General features: G+C 70.0%; 21 protein-coding genes. 8 read left to right on the top strand and 13 right to left on the bottom strand.

Annotated features, from left to right (window positions below; all coding sequences use genetic code 11):
* The first annotated feature begins 10 nt into the window (after positions 1–10).
* Positions 11–994, top strand: a complete 984-nt coding sequence (add, locus tag DMP23_RS11165; RefSeq protein WP_337820980.1) for an adenosine deaminase — start codon at positions 11–13, stop codon at positions 992–994.
* Here the strand turns inward: add and DMP23_RS11160 are convergent.
* From DMP23_RS11160 to DMP23_RS11135, 6 genes are all read right to left on the bottom strand, one after another.
* Positions 972–2,345 carry a vWA domain-containing protein gene (locus DMP23_RS11160; RefSeq protein ID WP_167756726.1) on the bottom strand — a complete coding sequence of 458 codons (1,374 nt, stop codon included), beginning with the start codon at positions 2,343–2,345 and terminating at the stop codon, positions 972–974. The genes add and DMP23_RS11160 overlap by 23 nt on opposite strands.
* Positions 2,342–3,223 carry an AAA family ATPase gene (locus tag DMP23_RS11155; protein ID WP_009080300.1) on the bottom strand — a complete coding sequence of 294 codons (882 nt, stop codon included), beginning with the start codon at positions 3,221–3,223 and terminating at the stop codon, positions 2,342–2,344. The genes DMP23_RS11160 and DMP23_RS11155 overlap by 4 nt, the downstream gene beginning before the upstream one ends.
* Before the next feature lie 148 nt (positions 3,224–3,371).
* Positions 3,372–3,860: a hypothetical protein gene (locus DMP23_RS11150; RefSeq protein WP_158691474.1), complete on the bottom strand. Its 489-nt coding sequence runs from the start codon at positions 3,858–3,860 to the stop codon at positions 3,372–3,374.
* Positions 3,853–4,614 carry a hypothetical protein gene (locus tag DMP23_RS11145; protein ID WP_337820979.1) on the bottom strand — a complete coding sequence of 254 codons (762 nt, stop codon included), beginning with the start codon at positions 4,612–4,614 and terminating at the stop codon, positions 3,853–3,855. Before DMP23_RS11145 ends, DMP23_RS11150 begins: the two co-directional genes overlap by 8 nt.
* An 18-nt stretch (positions 4,615–4,632) precedes the next feature.
* Positions 4,633–5,376: a hypothetical protein gene (locus DMP23_RS11140; protein ID WP_037812380.1), complete on the bottom strand. Its 744-nt coding sequence runs from the start codon at positions 5,374–5,376 to the stop codon at positions 4,633–4,635.
* Positions 5,373–5,732, bottom strand: a complete 360-nt coding sequence (locus tag DMP23_RS11135) for a hypothetical protein (RefSeq protein ID WP_051172698.1) — start codon at positions 5,730–5,732, stop codon at positions 5,373–5,375. The genes DMP23_RS11140 and DMP23_RS11135 overlap by 4 nt, the downstream gene beginning before the upstream one ends.
* A gap of 168 nt (positions 5,733–5,900) precedes the next feature.
* Here DMP23_RS11135 and mgrA point away from each other — a divergent pair, with 168 nt between their 5' ends.
* Positions 5,901–6,929, top strand: coding sequence for an L-glyceraldehyde 3-phosphate reductase (mgrA, locus tag DMP23_RS11130; RefSeq protein ID WP_037812382.1), 1,029 nt, complete (start codon positions 5,901–5,903; stop codon positions 6,927–6,929).
* Between the two features lie 23 nt (positions 6,930–6,952).
* Here the strand turns inward: mgrA and DMP23_RS11125 are convergent, their stop codons facing one another.
* Positions 6,953–7,549: an NUDIX hydrolase gene (locus DMP23_RS11125; RefSeq protein WP_337824386.1), complete on the bottom strand. Its 597-nt coding sequence runs from the start codon at positions 7,547–7,549 to the stop codon at positions 6,953–6,955.
* On the bottom strand, positions 7,513–8,037 hold the full coding sequence (locus tag DMP23_RS11120) for a PadR family transcriptional regulator (protein ID WP_107051028.1): 525 nt from the start codon (positions 8,035–8,037) through the stop codon (positions 7,513–7,515). Before DMP23_RS11120 ends, DMP23_RS11125 begins: the two co-directional genes overlap by 37 nt.
* 89 nt (positions 8,038–8,126) lie before the next feature.
* Here DMP23_RS11120 and DMP23_RS11115 point away from each other — a divergent pair, with 89 nt between their 5' ends.
* From DMP23_RS11115 to DMP23_RS11090, 6 genes are all read left to right on the top strand, one after another.
* Positions 8,127–8,687: a hypothetical protein gene (locus tag DMP23_RS11115; RefSeq protein ID WP_037812383.1), complete on the top strand. Its 561-nt coding sequence runs from the start codon at positions 8,127–8,129 to the stop codon at positions 8,685–8,687.
* Positions 8,688–8,691: 4 nt separating this feature from the next.
* Positions 8,692–9,996, top strand: coding sequence for a carotenoid oxygenase family protein (locus DMP23_RS11110; protein ID WP_337820978.1), 1,305 nt, complete (start codon positions 8,692–8,694; stop codon positions 9,994–9,996).
* A gap of 229 nt (positions 9,997–10,225) precedes the next feature.
* Positions 10,226–11,383 (top strand): ROK family transcriptional regulator, encoded by a 1,158-nt coding sequence (locus DMP23_RS11105; protein ID WP_199817639.1) that lies wholly within the window; start codon positions 10,226–10,228, stop codon positions 11,381–11,383.
* A gap of 247 nt (positions 11,384–11,630) precedes the next feature.
* Positions 11,631–12,461 (top strand): transposase family protein, encoded by an 831-nt coding sequence (locus DMP23_RS11100; protein WP_337820977.1) that lies wholly within the window; start codon positions 11,631–11,633, stop codon positions 12,459–12,461.
* A 402-nt stretch (positions 12,462–12,863) separates the two neighbouring features.
* Positions 12,864–13,595: an HAD family hydrolase gene (locus DMP23_RS11095; RefSeq protein ID WP_337820976.1), complete on the top strand. Its 732-nt coding sequence runs from the start codon at positions 12,864–12,866 to the stop codon at positions 13,593–13,595.
* Positions 13,592–15,961, top strand: coding sequence for a glycoside hydrolase family 65 protein (locus DMP23_RS11090; protein WP_037812390.1), 2,370 nt, complete (start codon positions 13,592–13,594; stop codon positions 15,959–15,961). Before DMP23_RS11095 ends, DMP23_RS11090 begins: the two co-directional genes overlap by 4 nt.
* 39 nt (positions 15,962–16,000) lie before the next feature.
* Here DMP23_RS11090 and DMP23_RS11085 read toward each other — a convergent pair whose 3' ends face one another.
* The 5 genes from DMP23_RS11085 to DMP23_RS11065 form a co-directional block, all read right to left on the bottom strand.
* On the bottom strand, positions 16,001–16,204 hold the full coding sequence (locus DMP23_RS11085) for a hypothetical protein (RefSeq protein WP_037812392.1): 204 nt from the start codon (positions 16,202–16,204) through the stop codon (positions 16,001–16,003).
* Positions 16,205–16,245: 41 nt separating this feature from the next.
* Entirely contained in the window at positions 16,246–17,208 is a 963-nt protein-coding gene (locus tag DMP23_RS11080; RefSeq protein WP_037812394.1) for a Ppx/GppA phosphatase family protein, read from the bottom strand.
* Positions 17,209–17,367: 159 nt separating this feature from the next.
* Complete coding sequence (locus tag DMP23_RS11075) at positions 17,368–18,408, bottom strand: LLM class F420-dependent oxidoreductase (protein ID WP_037812396.1); 1,041 nt, start codon at positions 18,406–18,408, stop codon at positions 17,368–17,370.
* Positions 18,409–18,492: 84 nt separating this feature from the next.
* Positions 18,493–19,692, bottom strand: coding sequence for a fumarylacetoacetase (gene fahA, locus DMP23_RS11070; RefSeq protein WP_337820975.1), 1,200 nt, complete (start codon positions 19,690–19,692; stop codon positions 18,493–18,495).
* Positions 19,689–23,003 (bottom strand): DUF885 domain-containing protein, encoded by a 3,315-nt coding sequence (locus DMP23_RS11065; RefSeq protein ID WP_337820974.1) that lies wholly within the window; start codon positions 23,001–23,003, stop codon positions 19,689–19,691. The genes fahA and DMP23_RS11065 overlap by 4 nt, the downstream gene beginning before the upstream one ends.
* Positions 23,004–23,181 lie beyond the last annotated feature (178 nt).

The following is a 23,181-nucleotide window of genomic DNA, read 5'->3' as shown; positions in this document are numbered from 1 at the left end:
CATCCCACGCGTGCGCGATCTTTCGGCCCTTCCCAAGGTGCATCTCCACGTCCACCTCGAGAGCACTGTCCGCCCGGGCACGCTCAAGGAGCTCGCGGCCGTCCACGGGGTCGAAGTGCCGGACAAACCGGCCGCGTTCAACGGGTTTCGGGCGTTTGCCGATCGCAACAGTCTCACTCGGTCGTGTTTGCGCGCGGCGGAAGACTTCGCGCGGATCGCGCGCGAGTTCTGTGCGGACGAAGCCGCACAGGGGACTCGGTACGTCGAGGTTACGTTCACCGCTGCCTCGCACGGGGAACGGCTCGGGGATCTTGAACTGCCGCTCGACGCGGTCCGCAAAGGACTGACGGAGGGCGGAAAAGAGCATGGGCTGCAATGGCGATTGATCCTTGATCACTCGCGGCGCAGGTCGGTCGAGCGGGCGATGAAGACCTTGGACCTCGCCAAGCAGTATGAAGAGGTCGTCGCGATCGGGATGGCGGGCGAGGAAAGGCATTCGCTCGCTCCGTTCCGGGAGGTGTTCGTCCGGGCGCGGGAGGCGGGAGTGCACCTCGTTCACCACGCGGGCGAGGACGCTGGGCCGGAGAGCATCCGCGAGGCGATTGAAATCGGTGGCGCGGAGCGTATCGGCCACGGGATCCGCATTGTCGAGGATCCGGAACTGACCGCCCAGGTAGCGGAAAGCGGGATCGCGCTCGAGGTGTGCCCGTCGTCGAACGTCACGCTCGGCTTGGTGCCGACGCTTCCGCGGCACCCGCTCCCCCGGTTGATCGAGGCGGGGCTGCGGGTCACGCTCAACACGGATGTCCCGGACGTCACGGGCACCACGATCACCGACGAATTCACTCGAGCGAGGGAAGTTTTCGGGTACGACGACGCGTCCTTGGCTCAGCTGGCCCGCAACGCGGTCGAGGCATCGTTCGCACCGGAGGAGACCAAAGCGTTGCTGCGCAAGGAGATTGACGGCTGGCTCAGGTCGGCAGAAGGCGCGTGACGAGCACGCCCAGCTGCTGCGCGTTCCGGCATTCGTGCATCTCCACCAGGTCCGCGTAGTCCGGCGCGGCCGAATCGCCGGTCCCCCACAGGGATCGGCGTTCGGGGTTCAGCCAGTGGACGTGCCGGGCACGCGAGCGGATCGCGCGGACGGCCTCGAGATTCGGGTCGCCGCCGTTCGTCCGGGCGTCGCCCAGGATGAGGACCGACGTTCGCGGGCCGACGGCGTCGAGCCAGTGCGAAGTGAATTGTCCTAGTGCGCGGCCGTAATCGCTGTGGCCGTCCCAGCGGACGACTGCGGCTTCGCTGAGCATCCGCGCGCCCAGCTGTTCGGGATCGGCGGCGCCGGTGTCCACGAGATGTGTTACCTCGTCGGTGCTGTCGACGAAGCCGAAGACGCGGATCTTGCTGAACTGGTCCCGCAAAGCCTGCACCAGCAGCATCGTGAAGTTCGCGAAACCCGCCACCGAACCGGAAAGGTCGCACAGGAGGATGATTTCCGGGCGGCCGGGACGCCGGTGCCGGTAGGCTGGACGCAAGGGCACGCCGCCAGTGGAGAGTGAACGACGCAGCGTTCGGCGCAAGTCGATCTGGCCGCGTGTGGTGCGTTTGCGGCGTGCGGCAAGCCTGGTGGCGAGTTTCCGGGACAGCGGCTGGATCGTGCGCCGCAGTTCGGCCAATTGCGTGCGGCTGGCCAGAAGAAAGTCGACGCGGTCGGCGGCGGGCGCGATCGCGTGCTTGGCGATCCGTTCGCGGCCCCGGACCTCGGCGGCCCGGCGGCGGGCTTCGGTGCGCACCCGGCCGCGGAAACCCTCGACGCGGCGGCGGATTTCGTCGCGGGTGAGCCGGTCGGTGAACTCGTCCGGGGAGCCCGCGGCACGCATCGCGGCCAGCACCTGGGCGATGAGCGTCTGCGGTTGCAGGCGGTCCAGCGTCTGGTGCGCCGAATACCCGCCGCCGGGACCGGTTCCCACGCCGTACTGGCCCAGCAGGTCCACGGCGAGTCCGGCGAGCTGGTCCAGCGCCTGGTCGTCGCCTTCGGCCAGGGCGGCGGCGAGCGCTTCCCGCAGCTCTTCCCGGTCCCGCGGCGGGTTTTCGCGCGCAAGCTCCGGGGCGCCGACGCCGGCCGGGAAGTACAGGTCGAACGCGGCGTCGAACACCGTGCGCTGCCCGCCCCGGCGGACCAGCGCGGCGGCGAGCCCTTCGCGGACCAGTTCGCGGTCGTCCAGGCCGAGCACCTCCAGCGCGGCCGCCGCGTCGGCCGTCTCCCCCGGACCGGCCGGGATGCCTTGCGCCCGCAAGGCCCGCACGAACTCGGCGAGCCGTCCGGTCAGGCCCGGCGCGGCGGTCACGACGCGTCCAGCACCTGGTCGAGACGCAGCCCGGCCCCGGCCTTCGCGATGTCGTCCTGGTGCTTCAGCACGACGCCGAGGCTTTCGCGCACCACCCGTTCGTCGAGCGCGCCCGCGCCGAGCTCCAGCAGCGTGCGCGCCCAGTCGACGGTCTCCGCCACCGACGGCAGTTTCCGCAGGTCCATCGCCCGCAGCGCGGCGATCACCCGCACCACCGAATCCGCCAGCGCGGCCTCGATGCCGGGCACCTTGAGCCGGACGATCTCGCGTTCCAGGTCCTCGTCCGGGAAATCGATGTGGAGGAACAGGCACCGCCGCCGCAGCGCCTCGGACAGCTCGCGCGTCGCGTTCGACGTCAGCACCACGAACGGCTGCTGCGTCGCGGTGATCGTGCCGAGTTCGGGCACGGTCACCTGGAAATCGCCGAGCACCTCCAGGAGCAGGCCCTCGATCTCGACGTCGGCCTTGTCCGTTTCGTCGATCAGCAGCACGGTCGGCTCGGTGCCGGAGATCGCGGTGAGCAGCGGGCGGCGCAGCAGGAATTCCTCGCCGAAGATGTCGGTGCGCGCCTCGTCCCACGTCTCGTCGCGGCCCGCGGTGATCCGCAGCAGCTGCTTCGCGTGGTTCCACTCGTACAGCGCGCGGGCCTCGTCGATGCCCTCGTAGCACTGCAACCGCACCAGCCGCGAGCCGGTGACCTCGGCGACCGCTGTCGCCAGCGCGGTCTTGCCGACCCCGGCCGGGCCCTCGACCAGCAGCGGCTTCCCCAGCCGGTCGGCGAGGAACACCGTGGTCGCGACCGCGGTCGACGCGAGGTACCCGGCCTCGGCCAGCTGCGCCGACACGTCGTCGACGGACGAGAAAAACCCGGTGCCCACGTGGCCTCCTAAGCGATCGCTCACCCGCACTGTACTGGGCGGGCGTCGCCAACGGCGTCCCGGCGACCAGACATCGGATCTAAGCCCGCTCACCGCCTAGAAGAGACACGGAAAGCCCGAGATTCCTCCGACGTATGCCGGAGCCGGTTCACGGCAGGCTCGGAATGACCTGGTCCACCAGCCGTTTCGCGACCGGGCACGACCCTTCGTTGCTCACGGACCGGTCGAGGTACCAGATGCGCACCGCCGAGTCCGTGCCCGGGATCTGGACCTGATAACGACAGCCGCCGCCGGCTTTCGTGGTGTCCTTCCGGACTTCGTGCCCGCTCTGGGTGCTCGATTCGCTGTGCCCGCTCCAGTCCTCCGCCTCGCCGAGCTCCAGCGTCGCGGCCAGGTCGCCGCCGGTCAGCTTGCCCGACGGCGGGTTCCATTCGGTGCGGCAGCCGCCGACGCCTCCCGACGCCCCGGAGTCCGCCAGCTTGTACTCGCTGTGCTGTGGGTCGATCGGCGTGCCCCGCGCGGCCGTCGCCAGCAACTCGCAGGCGTTCGTTTTCGCGAACGTCTCCTCCGGACCGGCACCGCCGCATCCCGCCACCGAGACGGCGACCGCCAGCACGGGCACGAGCCGCTTAATCATTGCCATGGAACCCCTGCCACGCGTCCTCTTCGTCGTCGAACTCGCGGCCGGCCGACCGGTCCGGGCGGACACTGCCCGATTCCGAGACGGCGTGCGGCGATTTCAGCCCCGCGTTGCCGAACGCGGCTTCGATGTCCTCCTGGATGTTGGCCGTGCCGGCGTTGTCCAGCGCACTGACGTTCGGGGTCGCCGAGATCATCGCGCCGCCCTGGACGCGCAGGGTCAGGTAGCCGAAGCTCCCGCGCACCTCACGCGGCCCTTCCGGCTCCGCCGCCGAAGCGCGTTCTCGCTGCTGCCGGAGCCGTTCGTTCTCGTTGCGCTCCCGGCTGGCCCTGGCTGCCGCGACCACTTCGTCGAGCGTCGGGACCACCACGGGACCGTCCGCGTCGCCCGGAGCCCCGGCAGGCGGCGGTTCCGAAGCCAGGCGTTCGGATCTGGCCTGCACCGCCGCGTCCAGCGCGGACAGGTACGCCTCCGTCAGCGCTTCGCCGAGGAAAGCCGGCTCGACCCGGTCTTTCCAGTGGTCCAGGACGGTCGCCTCGACCAGCCTGAGGTCCTCGTCCAACGTGATCGTGACGACGCCGGTCCGGTCGGACGCGCGGAAACCGCGCGCGTGCCCGGTGCCGACCAGCACGGGTTCGGCGACGGTCGGCAGTGCCTGCGGCTCCGGGGCCCGATCGAGCCGTGCGCTGATGTCCCGAAGTGCTTCCAGCCCCGCGTCGAGCGTGTTCGCCGAGGCGACCGGATCGGTCATTGTCGCTCCTCCGTGCGGCTAGCCGGCCAGGCTCGGCCATTTGTCATGCGGGAATTCCGCGGCGTCGTACTGGATGCTGGTGGCGTCGCGCGTGCGCCCGACCGCCTCGCTGTACATCTCGACCACCTTGGTGAGCCGCTGCCCCGCGGTGGTGACGAGCTTCTCGACGAGTTTGCCCGCTTCCCCGATGGCTTCCAGCGCGCCGACGATCGTCCCGGCCTCGACCAGAACGGCGACGAACTCCCCCGCGATGGCGGCGAAGGCGTCGCCGAGTTCCTTCACGAACATGATGTTCGCCTTGGCGATGTCGAGCAGCCAGCTGCTGATGTTGTCCGCTTTGGTCTTGATCGCGCCCAGCGCGGCGTGCTGCAGGTCGACGGCGTCGTTGTACGCGTTCCGGGCCGCGCCTTCCCAGTACCCGAAGTTCGCGTCCGGGTGTTCCTTGACGACGCCCTGGAGCTGGGACGCGGGACGCTGGGCGTCCTCCAGCCAGGAGAACCCCTGGACGATGATCGAGACGATCGGGGTCGAATGCTCCAGGATCTTCTTGATGTCCTCGACGATCTTCGTCAGCTTCTCGCTGAGCGCCTTCATTCCCCGGTCGAAGGCGATGACCGCCGGGCCCAGGACGTACCGCCACGCGGAGTCCGCCCATTTGCCGACGAACTCCCGGAACCCGTTGACCATGTCGTTGACCCACTGGACCAGCTGGTCGATCAATTTCTTGAACTCGGCGGTGGTGCTTTCCGCGTCCTCGCTCACGAGCCGCCCTCCGGGATCTTCTTCGACCAGTCCTTGAGGTCGAGTTCGACGATTTCTTCGTTCTGGTCGTAGGTGTTGGCCGCCTTGACCAGCACGTCGCCGATGTGGCCCATGTCCGCGCCCGCCGTGGAGAGTTTCTGCTCCATGAACTGCTGGAGCTTGTCGTAGGCGGATTTGTCGATCGCGGCGACCCCGGCGGTGAGGAGGAAGTTCACGCCGTCGCCGATCCAGAACGCCGAGATGTCGAGCGTCATGCCGGAAACCGCCGTGTGCACGCCGGCGATCTTCTCCGCGTGCGGATCCCACTTCTTCGCTTCGGTGCGCAAAGCGCCGGTGATGACCTTGTAACCGGCCATGCGTTCCTCCCTCGTTCGCCGTCGGGCTGCCCGGCCGTGACGGGTGCCACAGCCCGCATAGTACGGAGCCAAATGGGATGTCGCGCGCAAAACCGCCTTTTGCCACCGATCAGGAGGTCACCGGCAGTGTGCGGGCTCCGGCGGCGGGTCGCGGGCTAGCATCGCGGCGTGACTTACGCTGCCGCTGACGCCCGTTACGACTCGATGCCCTACCGCCGCTGCGGGCGCAGCGGCCTGAAGCTGCCCGCGATCTCGCTGGGGCTGTGGCACAACTTCGGGAACGACCGCCCGCTCACCGTCCAGCGCGACATCGTCCGGCGCGCCTTCGACCTCGGCATCACGCATTTCGACCTGGCCAACAACTACGGCCCGCCCTACGGCAGCGCCGAGGAGAACTTCGGCCGGCTGCTGGCGAGCGACCTGAAGCCGTACCGCGACGAACTGGTCGTCTCCACCAAGGCGGGCTACGACATGTGGCCCGGCCCGTACGGCGAATGGGGTTCGCGGAAGTACCTGCTGGCCAGCCTCGACCAGTCGCTCGGGCGGATGGGCCTGGACTACGTCGACATCTTCTACTCGCACCGCTTCGACCCGGAGACGCCGCTGGAGGAGACCGTCGGCGCGCTCGACCGGGCGGTCCGGTCCGGCAAGGCGCTGTACGTCGGGATCTCGTCCTACAACTCCGCGCGGACCGCGGAAGCCGCGCGGTTGCTGCGCGAACTGGGCACGCCGCTGCTGATCCACCAGCCGTCGTATTCGATGTTCAACCGCTGGACCGAGACGGACGATCTGCTCGGGACGCTGGAGCAGGCCGGGGCCGGGTGCATCGCGTTCTCGCCGCTGGCGCAGGGCTTGCTGACCGACAAGTACCTTTCCGGGGTGCCCTCGGATTCTCGTGCGGCGCAAGGGAAATCGCTGAACCCGGACACGATCACCGAGGAGAAGCTCGCCAAGATCCGGGCGCTGGGCGAGATCGCGGCGCGGCGCGGGCAGACGCTGGCGCAGCTCGCGCTGGCGTGGGCGCTGCGGGATCCGCGGATGACGTCGCTGGTGATCGGGGCCAGCAGCGTGAAGCAGCTGGAGGACAACGTCGCCGCGCTGGACAACCTGTCGTTCACCGCGGAGGAGCTGGCCGAGATCGACCAGCACGCCACCGAAGAAGGCATCAACATCTGGAAGCGGTCTTCCGACGGATGACCCGGCACGGCCGGAGGCGAGGACTACCCGAGCCTCCAGCCGAACTCGCCGTAGACCGTCTCCCCGGCCAGAAACGCTTGGTGCGCCAGCGCGATCCGCCGTGCCTTCGAGGGCCGCAATTGCGTTTGCGCGGCCTCGAGGTCAAGGAACTCGAACCGGCTCACTTCGTCCGTTGCCAGGCGGATCGCGCCGATCTGCTCGCGGCTCAGCACGCCGCCGTCGAAGACGAATTGCAGGCTGTCGCGCCAGACTCCGTGCTCGGGCAGCCAATCGACCACGAGAAGCCGCCCCACCGGCACGTCGATGCCGAGTTCCTCGCGGACCTCCCGACGGCACGCCGCCAGCGGTGATTCGCCGTCTTCGACCAAGCCGCCCGGGATTTCCAGGAACGGCTTGTAGGTCGGGCAGACGAACAGGATCCGACCGCGTTCGTCGCGGACGAGCGCTCCCGCGGCCGCGTTCTTGCGCGGAAACCGTTCGGCGATGCCCGGGTTGAACTCGGCCTCCGGCTCGCCCTCGTCCCGAAGATCGCGCGCGAAAACCGCGTCGTCGCCGCAATGGCGGGCCTCGCTGCCGGTCATGATCAGCCGCGGGCCGCGCGGATCGTCTCCGCCGCCCACTCCGCCCAATCGCGTTCCATCGCCGCGTATCGCTTGCCCCACTCCAGCGCGAGGCGGCCGTACAGCGACGGATCGCTGTCGTCCCAGTCCACCGACGCGTCGATCGCCGCCAGTTCGTCGACCAGTCCCTCGGCGAAAGCCCCGTGCCTGCGCAGGAATCCGCGGGCCTCCTCCGGCGTGACCTCGCCCAGGAAGTACACCCGCAGCAGCATCTCGTTCCGCCGTGCGGCCGGCGGCCGCTCCTCCAGCAGCCACTTGCGCAGTTCCGACCGGCCGGCGTCGGTGATCGCGTACTCCTTGCGGCCGCGCGGGCCTTCTGCGGAGACCTCGATCAGGTCCGCGCTCTCGAGCTTGCCCAGTTCCCCGTACAGCTGGCTCTGCGTGGCCGTCCAGACGCTCGACATTGCCGTTTCGAAGCGTTTCAGCAGGTCGTAGCCGCTGCCGGGGGCAGTGGCGAGCAGCCCCAGCACCGCGTGTCGCAAGGTCATGCGCTCACCCTACCTTCCACTATTGACATGTGCACGCCGGACGTTCTAGCTTTGACATGTCACCACAGGAACGTGAGCGAGGGGCACCGATGAACTACCTGAAGAGTTTCCTTCCGTGGATCGCCTTCGCGGTCGTGTCGACGCAGGCCGACTGGCGCTGGTCCGGGCTGACCGGCCTGGTGCTCGCGGGCGGACTGCTCCTGCTCGAGCGCCGGCGCGGCAAGGGCTGGGACACGCTGGTCATCGAGGTCTCCGCGGTCGTTTTCTTCGCGGCGCTGTCGATCTGGTCCTTCAGCGACCCGGCCTCGCCGCTCCGGGATTACGTCGGCGCGCTCACCGATCTGTGGCTCGCGGCGACCGCCTGGGGGTCGGTCGCCGCGAAACGGCCGTTCACCCTGGGAATCGCGAAAACGATGGTCCCGCCGGAAATCGCCGCGACCGCGGTGTTCCGCCGCGTGAACGTCGTCATCACCGCGGTATGGGCGGCCAGCTTCACGGTCGCCGGAATCGCCGAAGCCGTCCTGCTGCATTACGCGCCGCACGACACCGTCGGCTTGGTCGTCATCAAGGTGCTCGGCTTCGCGATTCCGATCTCGTTCACCATCCGCTATCCGCGCATCGTCCGGGCCCGTGCCCAGAAAGCCGCGTGAATCCATGACCACCACCGATTTCCACCTCAAGGGCCACTACGCCCCGGTCCACGACGAACTCACCGCCTACGACCTGCCGGTCACCGGTGCGCTGCCGCCGGAACTCACCGGCTGGTATCTGCGCAACGGGCCGAATCCGCGCCAGGACAGCGCGCATTGGTTCACCGGCGACGGAATGGTGCACGGCGTGCGGCTGGAAAACGGCCGCGCCGCTTGGTATCGCAATCGCTGGGTGCGCACCGAAAGCTTCGATCTTCCGGATCCGGCGCTCTACAACGCGGACGGAACCCGGAATCTCCGGTGGAGCGTCGCCAACACCCACGTCGTCAACCACGCGGGACGCACGCTTGCGCTCGTGGAATCCTCGCTGCCGTACGAAATCACCACGGATCTCGACACTGTCGGCGTCTACGATTTCGGCGGCAAGCTCGCCGATGCGATGACCGCGCATCCCAAGATCTGCCCGGAAACCGGCGAACTGCATTTCTTCGGCTACGGCAGCATCACCGCCCCGCACGTGAGCTACTACCGCGCCGACGCCGCCGGGGAACTCGTGGTGCAGCAGCCGATCGACGTTCCCGGGCTGACGATGATGCACGACTTCGCGCTCACCCGGCGGCACCTGGTGTTCTTCGACCTCCCGGTGGTGTTCGACCACGCGACCGACGGCGGGATCCCGTACCGCTGGAGCGACACGTACGGCGCGCGGCTCGGCCTGCTCAGCCGCGACCGGCCGGAGGACGGCGTGCGCTGGTTCGAAATCGACCCGTGCTACGTCTTCCACACCCTCAACGCGCACGACACCGCCGACGGCCGGATCGTGGTGCACGTCGTGCGGTATGAGCACCTGTCCAAGCCGGACGTCCCGAATCCGAAGGGCGTGCTGTGGCGGTGGACGATCGACCCGCGCGCGGGCACCGTCGCCGAGGATCTGCTCGACGACCGCGACGGCGAGTTCCCCCGCATCGACGACCGGCTCGCCGGGCTCGACGCTCGCTTCGGCCACGTCACCGGATGGCACAGCCCGGAAGGCCCGCTCGTGCTGCGCCGGTACGACCTGCACACGAACGCGTCGCGCGAGCACCTGTTCCCGGAAGGACACATCCCGGGCGAAGCGGTTTTCGTACCGGCGGACGACCGTCCGGACGGCGCGGGCTGGCTGCTCGCCTACGTCTACGACGGCCCCAACGACCGCAGCGATCTGGTCGTGCTCGACGCACAGGACCTCGAAGCCGATCCGGTCGCGACGGTCCACCTGCCCGGCCGCGTGCCCGCCGGGTTCCACGGCAACTGGCTGCCCGACGCCTGATCCGCCTCGATCAGCGGACGGCACACTCCGCGTGCCGTCCCCGGGTCTTGCCCGCCGAGCCCGTATCGTCGGGCAAGACCTCCCGCCTGCCCTCCCGAGCCGGAAGAAAAGAAACTTTCCTGCCAAAGCGGGGCGAATCCGGTTACCGTGGCAGGACGGAAGTCCGAACGGGAAGGAAACTCAGCAGGTGGCAGGGTCGGGTACACCACCGGTCGGCACCCCGGCCGGGATGCGCATGATCAACCAGCGGGCGGTGCTCGACCTGCTGCGCCGCGGCGGGCCCGCGACGCGGCCGCAGGTGGCGAAGGACACCGGGCTGTCGAAGCCCACGGTGAGCCAGGCGCTGCTGGCGCTGGAGGCCGCCGGGCTCGCCCGCGCGACCGGGCACACGTCCACCGGCACCGGCCGTTCGGCGGTGCTCTACGAGGCGGACCCGACCGCGGGGTACGTGCTGGGCCTGGACATCGGCCGCGAGCACATCCGGGTCGCGGTCGCCGACCTGGGCCGCACCACGGTCGCCCGGCGCGACGTGCGCAACACGGCCCGCTCCGGCAGCGCGCTGATCTCCGCACTGGGCAAACTGGCCGCCGACATCGTGGCCGAGGCGGGCCTGACCAACGACGACATCGTGGTCCGCGTACTGGGCTCCCCCGGCGTCGCGGACCCGGTGAAACGCTGCTTCCGGCACGCCCCGAACCTGCCCGGCTGGGGCCGCCCCGGCTTGCTCGACGACCTGGAGCAGGTCCTGGGCCCGGAACTGGTGGTGGAGAACGACGCGAACCTCACCGCCGTCGGCGAATGGGAAAGCGGCGCCGCCCGCGGAGCATCGGTGGTCGGCTGCATCACCATCGGCACCGGCGTAGGCATGGGCCTGATGGTCGACGGCCGAGTTTTCCGCGGCGCCACCGGCGCCGCAGGCGAAATCGGCTACCTCCCCTACGGCCGCACCCGCGTCGCCGACGAACCAGCCGAACCACCCGCGCGCGGACACTTGGAAGAAGCCACCGCCGCACAGTCAGTAGTCCGCGGCGCACGAGAACTGGGCCTGGGCACAGCACGATCCGCCCGCGAAGTCTTCCGCCTAGCCCGCGAAGGCGACGAACTGGCCCAACGCGCAGTCTCCGCGGAAGCAGACCGCCTCGCCTACACAGTCGCTTCGGTAGCCGCAGTAATCGACCCAGAACTCATCGTCCTGGGCGGCGGCGTAGGAACAGCAGCAGACCTGCTGCTGGAACCGATCGACCGAGCACTCCGCGCCTTCACCCCCCTGACCACCACAGTGGTACAGGGCGAACTAGGCGACGACGGCGTACTGACCGGCGCAATCAGCGTCGGCTTACGCGCAGCGGAACGCCTGGTATTCGACCGCCGAGTAGGCGCCGCCTAGCGTTCCGCCGCAGCCACCGGGATGCCGCCCCAATGGGGATTTTTCATCTTGTTGGTGCTGGTTAGGTGGGGTTGACGGGGCTGGTTGTGGTTGTGCTGTAACGGAGTTGCGGGGCGGGCGTGGGCCGGGCGGGAACGCGGCGGAGCCCCCGGATGTTGATCAAGTCGTGACTCGAGAAAAAACGTCCGGGGGCTCCGCTCTCACTGTCTCACAGCAGGTTCTGGCCTCGTATCGCAGCGTGTTGCCGGTGTCGCCGCCCACGATCGCGATGCTGGCCGGGTTGATCGGCCGCCGCCGGGCGATCGGGTCGCGGTGGCGCAAGGCGTCCCCGGCCGAGCAGGCGGTGCTGGTGCTGGCGATGCTGCGCCACGACCAGCGCCTGCTGGACCTGTCCCGCGCCAACGCGGTGTCGGCCGCCACGCTGCGCCGCTGGCTGCTGGAGGCCATCGACCTGCTCGCGGCCCGGGCGCCGCGGCTGGGGCGGGTGCTGCGGCGGCTGGCCGCCCGCGGCGCGGCGGTGGTGCTGGCCGACGGGACCCTGATCCGCACCCGCCGCCGCACCGGCACAGACAATCGCCGCAACTACAGCGGCAAGCACAAACACCACGGCCTCAACGTCCAAGGCCTCACCGACGAACACGGACGGCTGCTGTGGGTCTCGGCCGTGCTGCCGGGCAGGACCGCCGACATCACCGCCGCCCGCCGCCACCGGCTGCGCGACCGCCTCCACGCCCACGGCCTGACCCCCGCCGCGGACAAGGGCTACCAGGGCTGGCACAAAGACGTCCGCGACACCCGCCACTGCCCGGACTGCGGCGGCCCCTGCGCGCAGATCGTGCTCACCCCGTTCAAAGCCGAAACCAACCGGCCGCTCACCGAGCCGCAGAAACAGGCCAACAGCGTGTTCAACGCGATGCGCTGCGCGGTCGAGGGCGGCTTCGCCGCCCTCAAAACCTGGCGCGTCCTCGACAAACTCCGCATCGCACCACGCCACGCCACCACCCTCGTCCGCGCCCTGCTCGTCCTCACCCAGCACGAACAAGCCGTCCGCGACACCGCCCAGCCCACCCCGGCCTGACAACTACCACACCCCGTCAACCCGCCATGAACAGCACAAACCAGGATGAAAAATCCCCAATGTGGCATTGGGTGCGTCAGACGCACCGAACGCCACATTGGGTGCATCCCACGCACCCAATGCCACATTGGGGCGCTAGCCCCCACCCCCGCCCAACCGCAGCCGATGCACCCACGAGCGAGGCACCCAGCCCCTCCCCCGCACCCCGATACGAAGCCTCCCTGCGGTTCGGGGGTGCTTGTCAAGGCATCTTTCCCGCCTTGACAAGCACCCACCGCCCGTCAGCACAATCGGGCTTCGGGGTGCCCCACGCAACCAACGGGCCAATGTCGCCGCCAGGCGACGAGACCCACCCACCCCCAGGAGCCCGCGAACAAAGCCGGAGACCGGTACCTTGCAGGCATGATCGGACTGCCCGACACCATCACCGCCTGCCTCTTCGACCTGGACGGCGTACTGACCGGGACGGCCGTGCTCCACCGCGAGGCGTGGAAACGGACGTTCGACGAATACCTCCGCACCCGCGACACCGCGAACTTCCAGGAATTCACCGACGCGGACTACGCCACCTACGTAGACGGCCGCCCGAGGGCCGACGGCGTCCGGGAATTCCTCCGCTCCCGCGGAATCGACCTCCCCGAAGGCACCCCGGACGACCCCGTCGACGCCCCGACCGTGAACGGCATCGGCAACCGCAAAAACGAGTTAGTCCTGAAAATCATCGACGAACGCGGCGTAAACCCCTACCCGGGCTCCGTCCGCTACCTCGAAGCCGCCAAGCAAGCCGGACTCAGGATCGCCGTAGTGACCTCCTCCGCGAACGGCGCGAAAGTCCTCGACGCAGCAGACCTGTCCCGCTTCGTGGAAGCCCGCGTAGACGGCCTGGTCATCCGCCGTGACCACCTCAAAGGCAAGCCCGCACCCGACTCGTTCCTCGCCGGCGCCAAGGAACTCGGCGTGGACCCGAAGCAGGCCGCGGTGTTCGAGGACGCACAATCCGGCGTCCAAGCAGGCAAAGCCGGCGGTTTCGGTTACGTCGTGGGCGTGAACCGGGAAAACCAGGCCGACGCCTTGCGCGCGCACGGCACCGACGTCGTGGTGGACGACCTCGCCGACCTGCTGGAGGACAAGTGACGGAATCCGGTTACGAATGCGCGCCGTGGGAGCTGCGCTGGCGCGGTCTCGACGTGGATGCGTTGCAGCGCACCGAATCCGCCTTCGCGGTGTCGAACGGACACATCGGGCTGCGCGGCACGCTTGAGGAAGGCGAACCGCGCGGGCTGCCCGGCACGTACCTCAACGGCTTCTACGAACAGCACGAACTCCCTTACGCCGAGGGCGGTTACGGCTATCCGGAGGAAGGCCAGACCGTCGTCAACGTGACCGACGGCAAGATCATCCGGCTGCTGGTCGAGGACGAGCCGCTGGACATGCGCTACGGCATCGCGACCGCGCACGACCGTGTGCTCGATTTCCGCCGCGGCACGCTGCGGCGCGTCACCGAATGGTCTTCGCCCACCGGCAGGCGGGTGCGGGTGACCACCGAACGGCTGGTTTCCTTCACCCAGCGCGCGGTCGCCGCGATCCGCTACGAGGTCGAACCGCTGGACGAGGACCTGCAGCTCGTCGTGCAGTCCGACCTGCTGGCCAACGAGCCGGTCGAGTCCGACACGCACGATCCGCGTGTCGCCGCCGCGCTCGACGCGCCGCTGGTCGGCGAGTTCAGCCACGCCGCGGGCTACCAGGCCGTGCTGGTGCACCAGACCCGGATGTCCGGGCTGCGGGTCGCCGCCGCGATGGACCACAAAATCGAGGTCGACGACGGCCTGCGCACCCGCATCCACGCCGAGGAGGACCTCGCCCGGCTCACCGCCGCGGTCGACGTGCCCAAGGGCGGACGGCTGCGGGTCACCAAATTCCTCGCCTACGGCTGGTCCGCGCAACGCTCCGCACCGGCGTTGCGGGCGCAGGTCGAAGCCGCGCTCGCGGGCGCGAGGCAGACCGGCTGGAAGGGGCTCGCCGCCGAGCAACGCCAGTTCCTGGACGATTTCTGGGCCACGTCGGACATCGAAATCGACGGCGACCCGGAACTCCAGCAGGCCGTCCGGTTCGCGCTCTTCCACCTGCTGCAGGCCGGCGCCCGCGGCGAAACCCGGGCTATCGCGGGAAAAGGCCTCACTGGACCGGGATACGACGGGCACGCGTTCTGGGACAGCGAGACTTTTGTGCTGCCGGTGCTGACGTACACGATGCCGGACGCCGCCCGCGACGCGCTCGGCTGGCGACACTCCACAATAGACAAAGCCAAGGAACGCGCGACCCAGCTCGGGTTGCGCGGCGCGGCTTTCCCGTGGCGGTCCATCAACGGGGCCGAATGCTCCGCGTACTGGCCCGCCGGCACCGCCGCGTTCCACGTCAGCGCGGACATCGCCGACGCTGTCGTGCGCTATGTCAACGCCACCCAGGACGAGCATTTCGAGCGCACCTGCGGCGCGGAACTGCTGCTGGAAACCGCGCGGCTGTGGGCGTCCCTCGGGCATTTCGACCACCACGGGCACTTCCGCATCGACGGCGTCACCGGGCCGGACGAGTACTCCGCGGTGGCGGACAACAACGTCTACACGAACCTGATGGCGCGCCGGAACCTGCTCGCCGCGGCTGAGGTGTGCCAGCGGCATCCGGACGTCGCCGAACAGTTCGAAGTGGACGCTCCGGAGATCGATTCCTGGCGCGCCGCGGCGGACGCGATGGCGCTGCCGTACGACCAGGAACTCGGCGTGCACCCGCAGTCGGAAGGCTTCCTGCAGCACGACGAGTGGGATTTCGCCGCCACCGACGAGGATTTCTACCCGCTGCTGCTGAACTACCCGTATTTTGACCTCTACCGCAAGCAGGTCGTCAAGCAGGCCGACCTCGTGCTCGCCCTGCACCTCTGCGGCGATTCGTTCAGCCCGGAGGAAAAAGCCCGCGACTTCGCCTACTACGAGGCACGGACGGTCCGCGACTCCTCGCTGTCCGCGGGCACGCAGGCCGTCATCGCCGCCGAGGTCGGGCACCTGCAACTTGCGTACGACTACCTCGCCGAAGCCGCGCTGACCGACCTGCACGACGTGCACAACAACGTCCGCAACGGCCTGCACATGGCATCGCTGGCCGGCGCCTGGCAAGCCGCGGTGGCCGGATTCGGCGGTTTCCGCGACTACGGCGGCCAGCTGTCGTTCGCGCCCCGGCTGCCGGACGAGCTCGGCGGCCTCACCTTCCGCCTCGCGTTCCGCGAAACGCGGTTCCAGGTGTCGATCCGGCCCGGCGCGGCGACGTATCGGGTGCTCAACGGCCCGCCGCTGGACCTGCTCCACCACGGCGAGCGGTTCACCGTGACCGAGGAGCCGGTGGAACTGCCGATCCCGAAGCTCGACCCGGGCCCCGCGCCGGTCCAGCCGATCGGCCGGGCCCCGGCGCGCCGGGATCCGTCGAAGGTGCGGCAGTTCGACCGGAGCTGACTCGTGAGCGGCAATCGCGGAGAGAACCGCGATTGCCGCTCACGACGGCGTTTCGTCCGTACCCGGCACCCGAGGCACCTCGTCGGTCCGGGAAGGGCTCAGATCCGGCCCCGGCGCGTTCGCCACCTCGCCGGGCAGCTCGTCCGGGTCCGGCAGCTCGCGTTTGCGGCGCGCGGGGAACGGCGTTTCCTCGTCGTCGTCCTCGGACCGGTCGCGGGGAAGGAATTCGCTGCGCGGGGTCATCTCTCCGGGATACCCGGTTTACCGCGCCCGCACCAGGGAGTTCACGCGGCCGGACGCGAGCGCTGCTTTCCGGTCGCGTCCGTGAGCTGGTCCAGCAGCGTCAGCAGGAGCCCGTCCCGGGTCGACCACGGGCAGATCGACAGGCTCCCGCCCGCGACCGTCAGCAGCGCCTCCGCGACGACCGCGCCGCCGAGCGCTTGCTGGGCCCGCTGCCGCGAAATCCCCGGCAGCTGCGCGCGCCGCGCGAACGGCATCGCCGACAGCCGCGGAATCCACGCGCGCACGTCGTCCAGGTGCAGCTCGCGAGCCTTGCCCGGACGGTCGCCCGCCAGCCGCGCCAGCTGCCGCAGCACCTTCGAGCAGCCGACCACCCGGTGTTCGGCCAGCTCGTCCTTAACGTCGCCCAGTGCGGCGGAGACTTCCTCCAGCACGTGGTCACGCAGCGCACGCACTTGCTTGCTGCGCACCGGCGGTTCGGCGGGCAGCCAATCGCGCGTAACCGACCGGGCGCCCAGCGGCAGCGACCGCGCGAACGTGGCCTGCTCGCCCGCTCCGGCGGACAGCTCGACCGTGCCGCCGCCGATGTCGAGCGCCAGCAGCGGGCCGCCGGACGCGCCGTACCAGCGGCGCGCGCCGACGTAGGTCAGTTCCGCCTCGCGGCGGCCGGACAGGAACCGCAGTTCGACCCCGGTCTCACGAGCGACCTCGCGGACCGCGTCGCGGGAGTTGACCGCGTCCCGGATTGACGAGGTGGCCAGCGGAAACACGTCTTCGACGCCGTGCTCGCGGGCGAATTCCATCCCGTTCGAGACGGCCTTGGCGATGGCGGCGATGCCGCACTTGCTGAGCCGTCCGTCGTCGTCCAGTTCGCGGTCCAGCCGCAGCCGGGTCTGGTGCGTCAAGGCCGGGTCGATCGGGGATCCGCCGGGTTCGAGCACGACAAGCCGGGCGCTGAACGACCCGACGTCCAGCACCGCAGCAGCGGGTCCTTCGATTCTGCGCACAGCCCGGCCTACCTCGCTTTCGCCCCGCCCGGATTCCCCGTTGAACCCGTTCTTACTCCCGAATTCGCGTCCCGCGCGGGGAGTTGACGGCATTTCGACGGCGGCATCGACCTGAGGTGCGGTTTTTTCACACTCTCAGTAGCCCGCATCATAGCGGACCTACCCGAGCAGCTCCTTCAGCTTGGCGACGGCGGCCACTCGCGCCTCGCGTCCGGGCTGCAGCGGGTTGACCGCCAGGGTCGTCGCGCCGGCCTCCTTGAACGCCGCCAGCCGCTCCTTCACGTACCCCGCCGGACCGACCAGCGACGTGGCGCGCAGCAGCTCCGTCGGGACCGCCGCGGCGGCTTCTTCCTTCTTGCCGTCGAGGTAGAGGTCCTGGATCTGCTTGGCCTCGGCCTCGTAGCCGTAGTTGCAGGCCAGCGTGTTGTAGAAGTTCTTGCCGCGCGCGCCCATCCCGCCGATGTACAGCGCGAACACCGGGCGCACCCAGTCGAGCAGGTGGTCGACGTCGTCGCCGATGGCCAGCGGCGGAGCGGCGAACACGTCCAGCTCGCCCAGCTGCGGGTCGCGCTTGGCCTTGCCCTCGGCGAGCGAAGCGCCCCAGACGTCGGCGGCCTTCTCCGGGTGGAAGAAGATCGGCTGCCAGCCCTCGGCGACCTCGGCGGCGAGCGCGACGTTCTTCGGCCCGAGCGCGGCGAGCACGACCGGGATCCGCTCGCGGACCGGGTGGTTGATCAGCTTGAGCGGCTTGCCGAGGCCGGTGCCCTGGTCGGCGGGCAGCGGGATCGTGTAGTGCTTGCCGTCGTGCACGACGCGCTCGCGCTTCCACACCTGGCGGCAGATCTCGATGATCTCGCGGGTGCGGCCGATCGGCGCGTCGTACTTCACGCCGTGGAAACCCTCGATGACCTGCGGTCCGGACGCGCCGAGGCCGAGAGTGAACCGGCCGTCGGACACGAAGTCCAGCCCGGCCGCGGTCATCGCGGTGAGGCTCGGCGTGCGGGTGTAGATCTGGAAGATGCCCGACATCAGTCCGACGCGCTCGGTCTTCGCGGCGAGGAAGCCGAGCTGGCTCACCGCGTCGAAGCTGTAGGCCTCGGGGACGAACACGATGTCGAGCCCGACCCGTTCCAGCTCCACGATGTCCGCGACGCTTTCGGCGAACCCGCCCGAGTAGCTGACGCCGGTGCCGATCCTCATCGATCCCTCATTCCCGTGCCGGTCGACTGTGACTAAGCGTTTGCTCATTATGCGGCCGCCCGGGTGACGACGCTACGGCGTGGGTCACACCACAGCGGGCGCCACCGTCCCGCGCACCTCGCCGAACCCGATCCGCGCACCGCCTGGACCTGGGGCGGAAGCGGTGATGACGACCTCGTCGCCGTCCTCCAGGAACGTCCTGGTCTCCTCGCCGACCGCGAGCGGTTCGCGCCCGCCCCAGCTCAGCTCCAGCAGCGAGCCGCGCTGGTCCTTCGCCGGGCCGGTGACCGTGCCGGACGCGTACAGGTCGCCGGTGCGCAGGCTCGCGCCGTTGACGGTGAGGTGCGCGAACTGCTGCGCGCCCGTCCAGTATTGCGTGGCGAACGGCGGACTGGACACGAGCCGTCCGTTGATCCGGATTTCCAGCGTCAGGTCCAGGCTCCACGGCTCGGCCGCGCGCAGGTATTCGAACGGCTCCGGGTCCTGCGCGGGCTGCGGCACGCGGGCGTGCTTCAGCGCGGCCAGCGGAACCAGCCACGGCGACATCGACGTGGCGAACGATTTGCCGAGGAACGGCCCGAGCGGCTGCGATTCCCAGCCCTGCAGATCGCGCGCCGACCAGTCGTTGACCAGGCAGACACCGAAGACGTGGCGGGGGAACTCGTCGATCGGCACCGGCGCGCCCAGCTCCGATCCCACGCCGACGACGAAGCCGACCTCCGCCTCGAAGTCGAGCCGCTTGGCCGCGCCGAACGACGGTTGCGTCGCCTTGCGCGGTTTCCGTTGCCCGGCCGGGCGGATCACCGGCGTGCCGGACGCGACGACGGTGCCCGCGCGGCCGTGGTAGCCGATCGGCAGGTGTTTCCAGTTCGCCGGCACCAGATCGTCGCCGCCGGTGAAGATCCGGCTGGCGTTGATCGCGTGCTGTTCGCTGGAGTAGAAGTCGACGTAATCCGCGACCTCTACTGGCAGATGGCTCGTGATTTCGTTGCGGGGCACCAGATGCGGCCGGATCCGGTCGGCGTGCCGCGGTTCGGAGAGCCATTCGCGGACCCGCGCCCGCACATCGGCCCAGATGTCCGGGCCGGCGGCGAGCAGCGGGTTCAGCACGCCCGCGCCGAGCAGGCGGCCGAAGGACTCCCCCTCGGCCGCCGCGGTCAGGTCGAGCACCTGGTCCCCGACCGCGACGCCGGCCCGGCGGGTCCGCTCGCCGTGCGAGAAGACGCCGTAGGGCAGGTTGCCGAGGCCGAAGAGGGTGTCGGCCGGAAGGTCGAGCCACGTCACGCGGACGCCTCCGCGATCCACGCGCCGACCACGGTGTCCAAAGCGGACAGCGGGAGAATCCCGTTGCCCAGGATGACATCGTGGAACGCGCGGATGTCGAACCGGTCGCCCAGCGCCCGCTCGGCCTCGGCGCGCACGCGCTGGATTTCCAGCCGCCCCACCATGTAGCTGAGCGCCTGGCCCGGATTCGCGACGTACCGGTCGATCTCCGCTTCGATCTCCATCTTCGCCATCGGCGTGTGCTCGACGAGGTAGTCGACCGCCTGCTGCCGGGTCCAGCCCAGCGCGTGCAGGCCGGTGTCGACGACGAGCCGCCCGGCCCGCATCGAGTCCTGGGCGAGCATGCCGAAGCGGGCGACGTCGTCGGAGTACAGGCCCATCTCGTCGGCGAGGCGCTCCGCGTACAGGCCCCAGCCCTCGATGTAGGCGTTGAACGGCGCGATCCGCCGCAGCAGCGGCAGATCGGTGAGTTCCTGCGCGAACGTGAGCTGGAAGTGGTGCCCGGGAACGGCCTCGTGGAACGCGATCCCCTCGCTGGTGAACCGCGGCCGCGAACTCGCCTCGTAGGTGTTCGCGTAGTACGTGCCGGGCCGGGAACCGTCGAAGGCCGCCTGGAGGTAGTAGGCGATGGTGCCGCTCGCCGCGTCCGCCTCCGGGACCGGCTCGACCGCGCACTTCGCGTCCGGCACCCGGGAGAACCATTGCGGGGCAACGGTTTCCGCCCGGGCGATGGCGGTGCGAGCGCCTTCCAGCAGCTCCTCGCCGTCGCGCCAGCGCAGCTCCGGGTCGGTGCGGAGGCGGTCGAAGATTTCCCGCAGTTCTCCGGTGCCGAACACGCGGGAGCCCAGTTCGCGGTACTCCTCGGCCAGCTTCTCGCCCAGCCGCAGCCCGGTGTCGTGCAGTTCCTGCGCGGTGCGGTCCGTGGTGGTGTGCGCGCGGATCAGGCCCTGGTACTTCTCCAGCCCGCCCGGCAGGTGGCTGATGCCCGGCTGGCTGTCCGTCTTCGAAACCGGCAGCACGTCCTCGGCGAGGAAGTCGCGGTAGCGGCGGTACGCGGGCCGCACGACCTCGGCGAGCAGCCGGTCGCACTCCGCCGCGAAGCCCTCGACCTCGACTGACGGCGTGACGCGGAACGGGTCGCCGTCCTCGTTCGCGAGGTACCGCTCGACGTACTCGATCCCGATGCGCACCAGGAAGTCCGGCGGCGCGAACCCGTCCGCGACGGTCGTCCGCTGCGCCTCGATCACCGCGTCCAGATAGCCGCCGATCGCCGCCAGCCGGGTGAGGTAGTCGCGCGCCTTGTCCGCGTCGTCCGGGGCCAGCGCGGGAAGGATGGTCATGAGGTTGAGCGCGGGCGAGCTGAACCCGTCGCTCACCGCGAAGCCGGACAGCCGCGAGTCGATCGTGTCGATCGCGCCGCGGGCGTGCGTGCGCACCACCTCGCGGGTGATGACCTCGGACGGAGTCAGCCCGGCCGGGTCGATCGCGTCGGCGCGTTCGGCGATCGCGGCGTACTTGGCCCGGTCGCGCTCGGCCGCGGCGAGGCTCGGGTCGGCGAGCTTCGTGTGGTCGCCGGGGAGGCCGAGGACGGTGCGCTCCAGCGGTTCCCGCTCGAAGTCCAGTTCGACCAGCTCGTCCGCCAGACCGACGACGGTGTCGCCGTAGCCCGCGGCCCATTCGGTGACCACGGCGTCCAGCACCGACAGGGGCAGGGAGCCGCCGGAGAGGACCGTGTCGTGGAAGGCCTTGACGTCGAAGCGGCTGCCGAGCCGCTGTTCGGCCTGCTTGCGCAACCGCTCGATCTCCAGCCGCCCGACCAGGTACGCGAGCGCCTGGCCCGGGTAGCCGAGGTACCGGTCGACCTCGGACTCGATCTCGACCTGCGCCATCGGCGTGTGCTCCAGCAGGTAGTCGACCGCCTGCTGCCGGCTCCAGCCCAGCGCGTGCAGGCCGGTGTCGACGACCAGCCGCCCGGCCCGCATGGACTCCATCGTCAACATGCCGAGCAGCGACACGTCGTCGGAGTACAGGCCCATCTCGTCGGCGAGGCGCTCGGTGTAGAGGCCCCAGCCCTCGGCGTACGCGGTGAAGTTGCCGATGCGGCGCAGCAGCGGCAGGTCGGCGAGGTCGAGCGCGGTGCTGAGCTGGAAGTGGTGGCCCGGGATCGCCTCGTGGAACGCGATGACCTCGGCGGTGTGCCGGAACCGCTCGGTGGCCTGGTGGGTGTTGGCGAAGTAGACGCCCGGCCGGGACCCGTCCGCGGCGGGCGGCATGTAGTACGCCGGGGGCGCGCCGGGCGCGGAGTCCTCCGGCACCGCCTCGACGGTCCACGGGTGCTCCGGGATCTTGCCGAACCAGTTCGGTGCCTCGGCCGCGGCGCGGGAGATGGCCGTGCGGGCGGTTTCGAGGAGGTCCTCGGCGCTCGTCCAGCGGAGCTTCGGGTCGGTGCGCAGCCGCTCGAAGATCTCCGGCAGCTCGCGCGTGCCGAACACGCGCTCGCCGAGCGCCTGGTACTGCTCGACCTGGCCGGCGATCACCGCGAGGCCGGTGTCGTGCAGTTCCTGCGGGGTGCGGTTGCTGGTGGTGTGGGTGCGGGCGAGACGGGCGTAGATCTCGTCGCCGCCGGGCAGCCAGGAGACGCCTGCCTTGTCGTCCGGGCGGCCGTGCGGGAGGACCTCGGCCTCGAGGAAGTCGCGGTACTCGCGGAAGCCGGGCCGGGCGACGTCTTCGAGGATCTGCCTGCGGCGCGCGGCGAACTCGTCGTCCGGGGCGGGCTGGCGCAGCAGCGGGTCGTTCTCGGGCTCGGCGAGGTAGCGGTCGAGGTGCGCGATCGCGGCCTTGACCAGGCGTTCGATCGGCAGCAGCCCGGCGGCGATGCCGTCGCGGTGCCGTTGCGCGACGGCGCGGAGGTACTCCGGGATCTCGCGGAGCCTGCCGAGGTGCACCTCGGCGGTTTCCGCGGTGACGGTGACCATCGGCAGCGCGGACAGCAGCCCGGAAGCGGGCCCGACGAACAGGTCGGTGACGGTGAAGTCGACGACCCGGCTGTCCATCCGGTCGAGGGTGCCGTCGACGGAGCTGAGCAGGACGTCGCGGGTGACGCGGTCGACGTCGTCGAGCCCGGCCGGGTCGACCGCCTCGGCCCGCTCCCGGATCCCGGCGAGCTTCCCGCGCAGCGCCGCCTCCGCCGCGGCCGACGGATCGCCGAGCCCCGGCGCGTCCGGCCGGATGCCGAGAATGGCGGCGTCGAGCGGCTCGTGGTCGAACGACACCTCGACGAGTTCGTCGGCGAGATCGGAAACGACGGTCATCGGCGTGGACCCCCAGGGTAGGCGGAGCGAGTGCTGCTCCCGACCCTAATCGAGACAGGGGCTCCGACGCCCGTGTCCTCGGCGGCCGGTCCCTCGGCAGGCCGTATCGGCGTGCCGGGGCGTGGAACTCGCGCAGTCCCGTCTGCCGCCGCGGGACACGCCGATCGCCGACGTCGCG

It is taken from the genome of Amycolatopsis sp. A1MSW2902 (genome assembly GCF_017312175.1).
Taxonomy (GTDB): Bacteria; Actinomycetota; Actinomycetes; order Mycobacteriales; family Pseudonocardiaceae; genus Amycolatopsis; species Amycolatopsis nivea.
The sequence above is the reverse complement of the archived record's forward strand: the minus strand, read 5'-3'. Positions and strand labels throughout refer to the sequence as shown.

Bases quoted from the DNA above. Each gene is read 5' to 3' on its own strand.
- DMP23_RS11150 (WP_158691474.1), bottom strand. From the start codon at position 3,860: ATGATTAAGCGGCTCGTGCCCGTGCTGGCGGTCGCCGTCTCGGTGGCG.
- DMP23_RS11145 (WP_337820979.1), bottom strand. From the start codon at position 4,614: ATGACCGATCCGGTCGCCTCGGCGAACACGCTCGACGCGGGGCTGGAA.
- DMP23_RS11135 (WP_051172698.1), bottom strand. From the start codon at position 5,732: ATGGCCGGTTACAAGGTCATCACCGGCGCTTTGCGCACCGAAGCGAAG.
- DMP23_RS11120 (WP_107051028.1), bottom strand. From the start codon at position 8,037: ATGACCTTGCGACACGCGGTGCTGGGGCTGCTCGCCACTGCCCCCGGC.
- DMP23_RS11115 (WP_037812383.1), top strand. From the start codon at position 8,127: ATGAACTACCTGAAGAGTTTCCTTCCGTGGATCGCCTTCGCGGTCGTG.
- DMP23_RS11110 (WP_337820978.1), top strand. From the start codon at position 8,692: ATGACCACCACCGATTTCCACCTCAAGGGCCACTACGCCCCGGTCCAC.
- DMP23_RS11105 (WP_199817639.1), top strand. From the start codon at position 10,226: ATGCGCATGATCAACCAGCGGGCGGTGCTCGACCTGCTGCGCCGCGGC.
- DMP23_RS11095 (WP_337820976.1), top strand. From the start codon at position 12,864: ATGATCGGACTGCCCGACACCATCACCGCCTGCCTCTTCGACCTGGAC.
- DMP23_RS11085 (WP_037812392.1), bottom strand. From the start codon at position 16,204: ATGACCCCGCGCAGCGAATTCCTTCCCCGCGACCGGTCCGAGGACGAC.
- DMP23_RS11075 (WP_037812396.1), bottom strand. From the start codon at position 18,408: ATGAGGATCGGCACCGGCGTCAGCTACTCGGGCGGGTTCGCCGAAAGC.
- DMP23_RS11065 (WP_337820974.1), bottom strand. From the start codon at position 23,003: ATGACCGTCGTTTCCGATCTCGCCGACGAACTCGTCGAGGTGTCGTTC.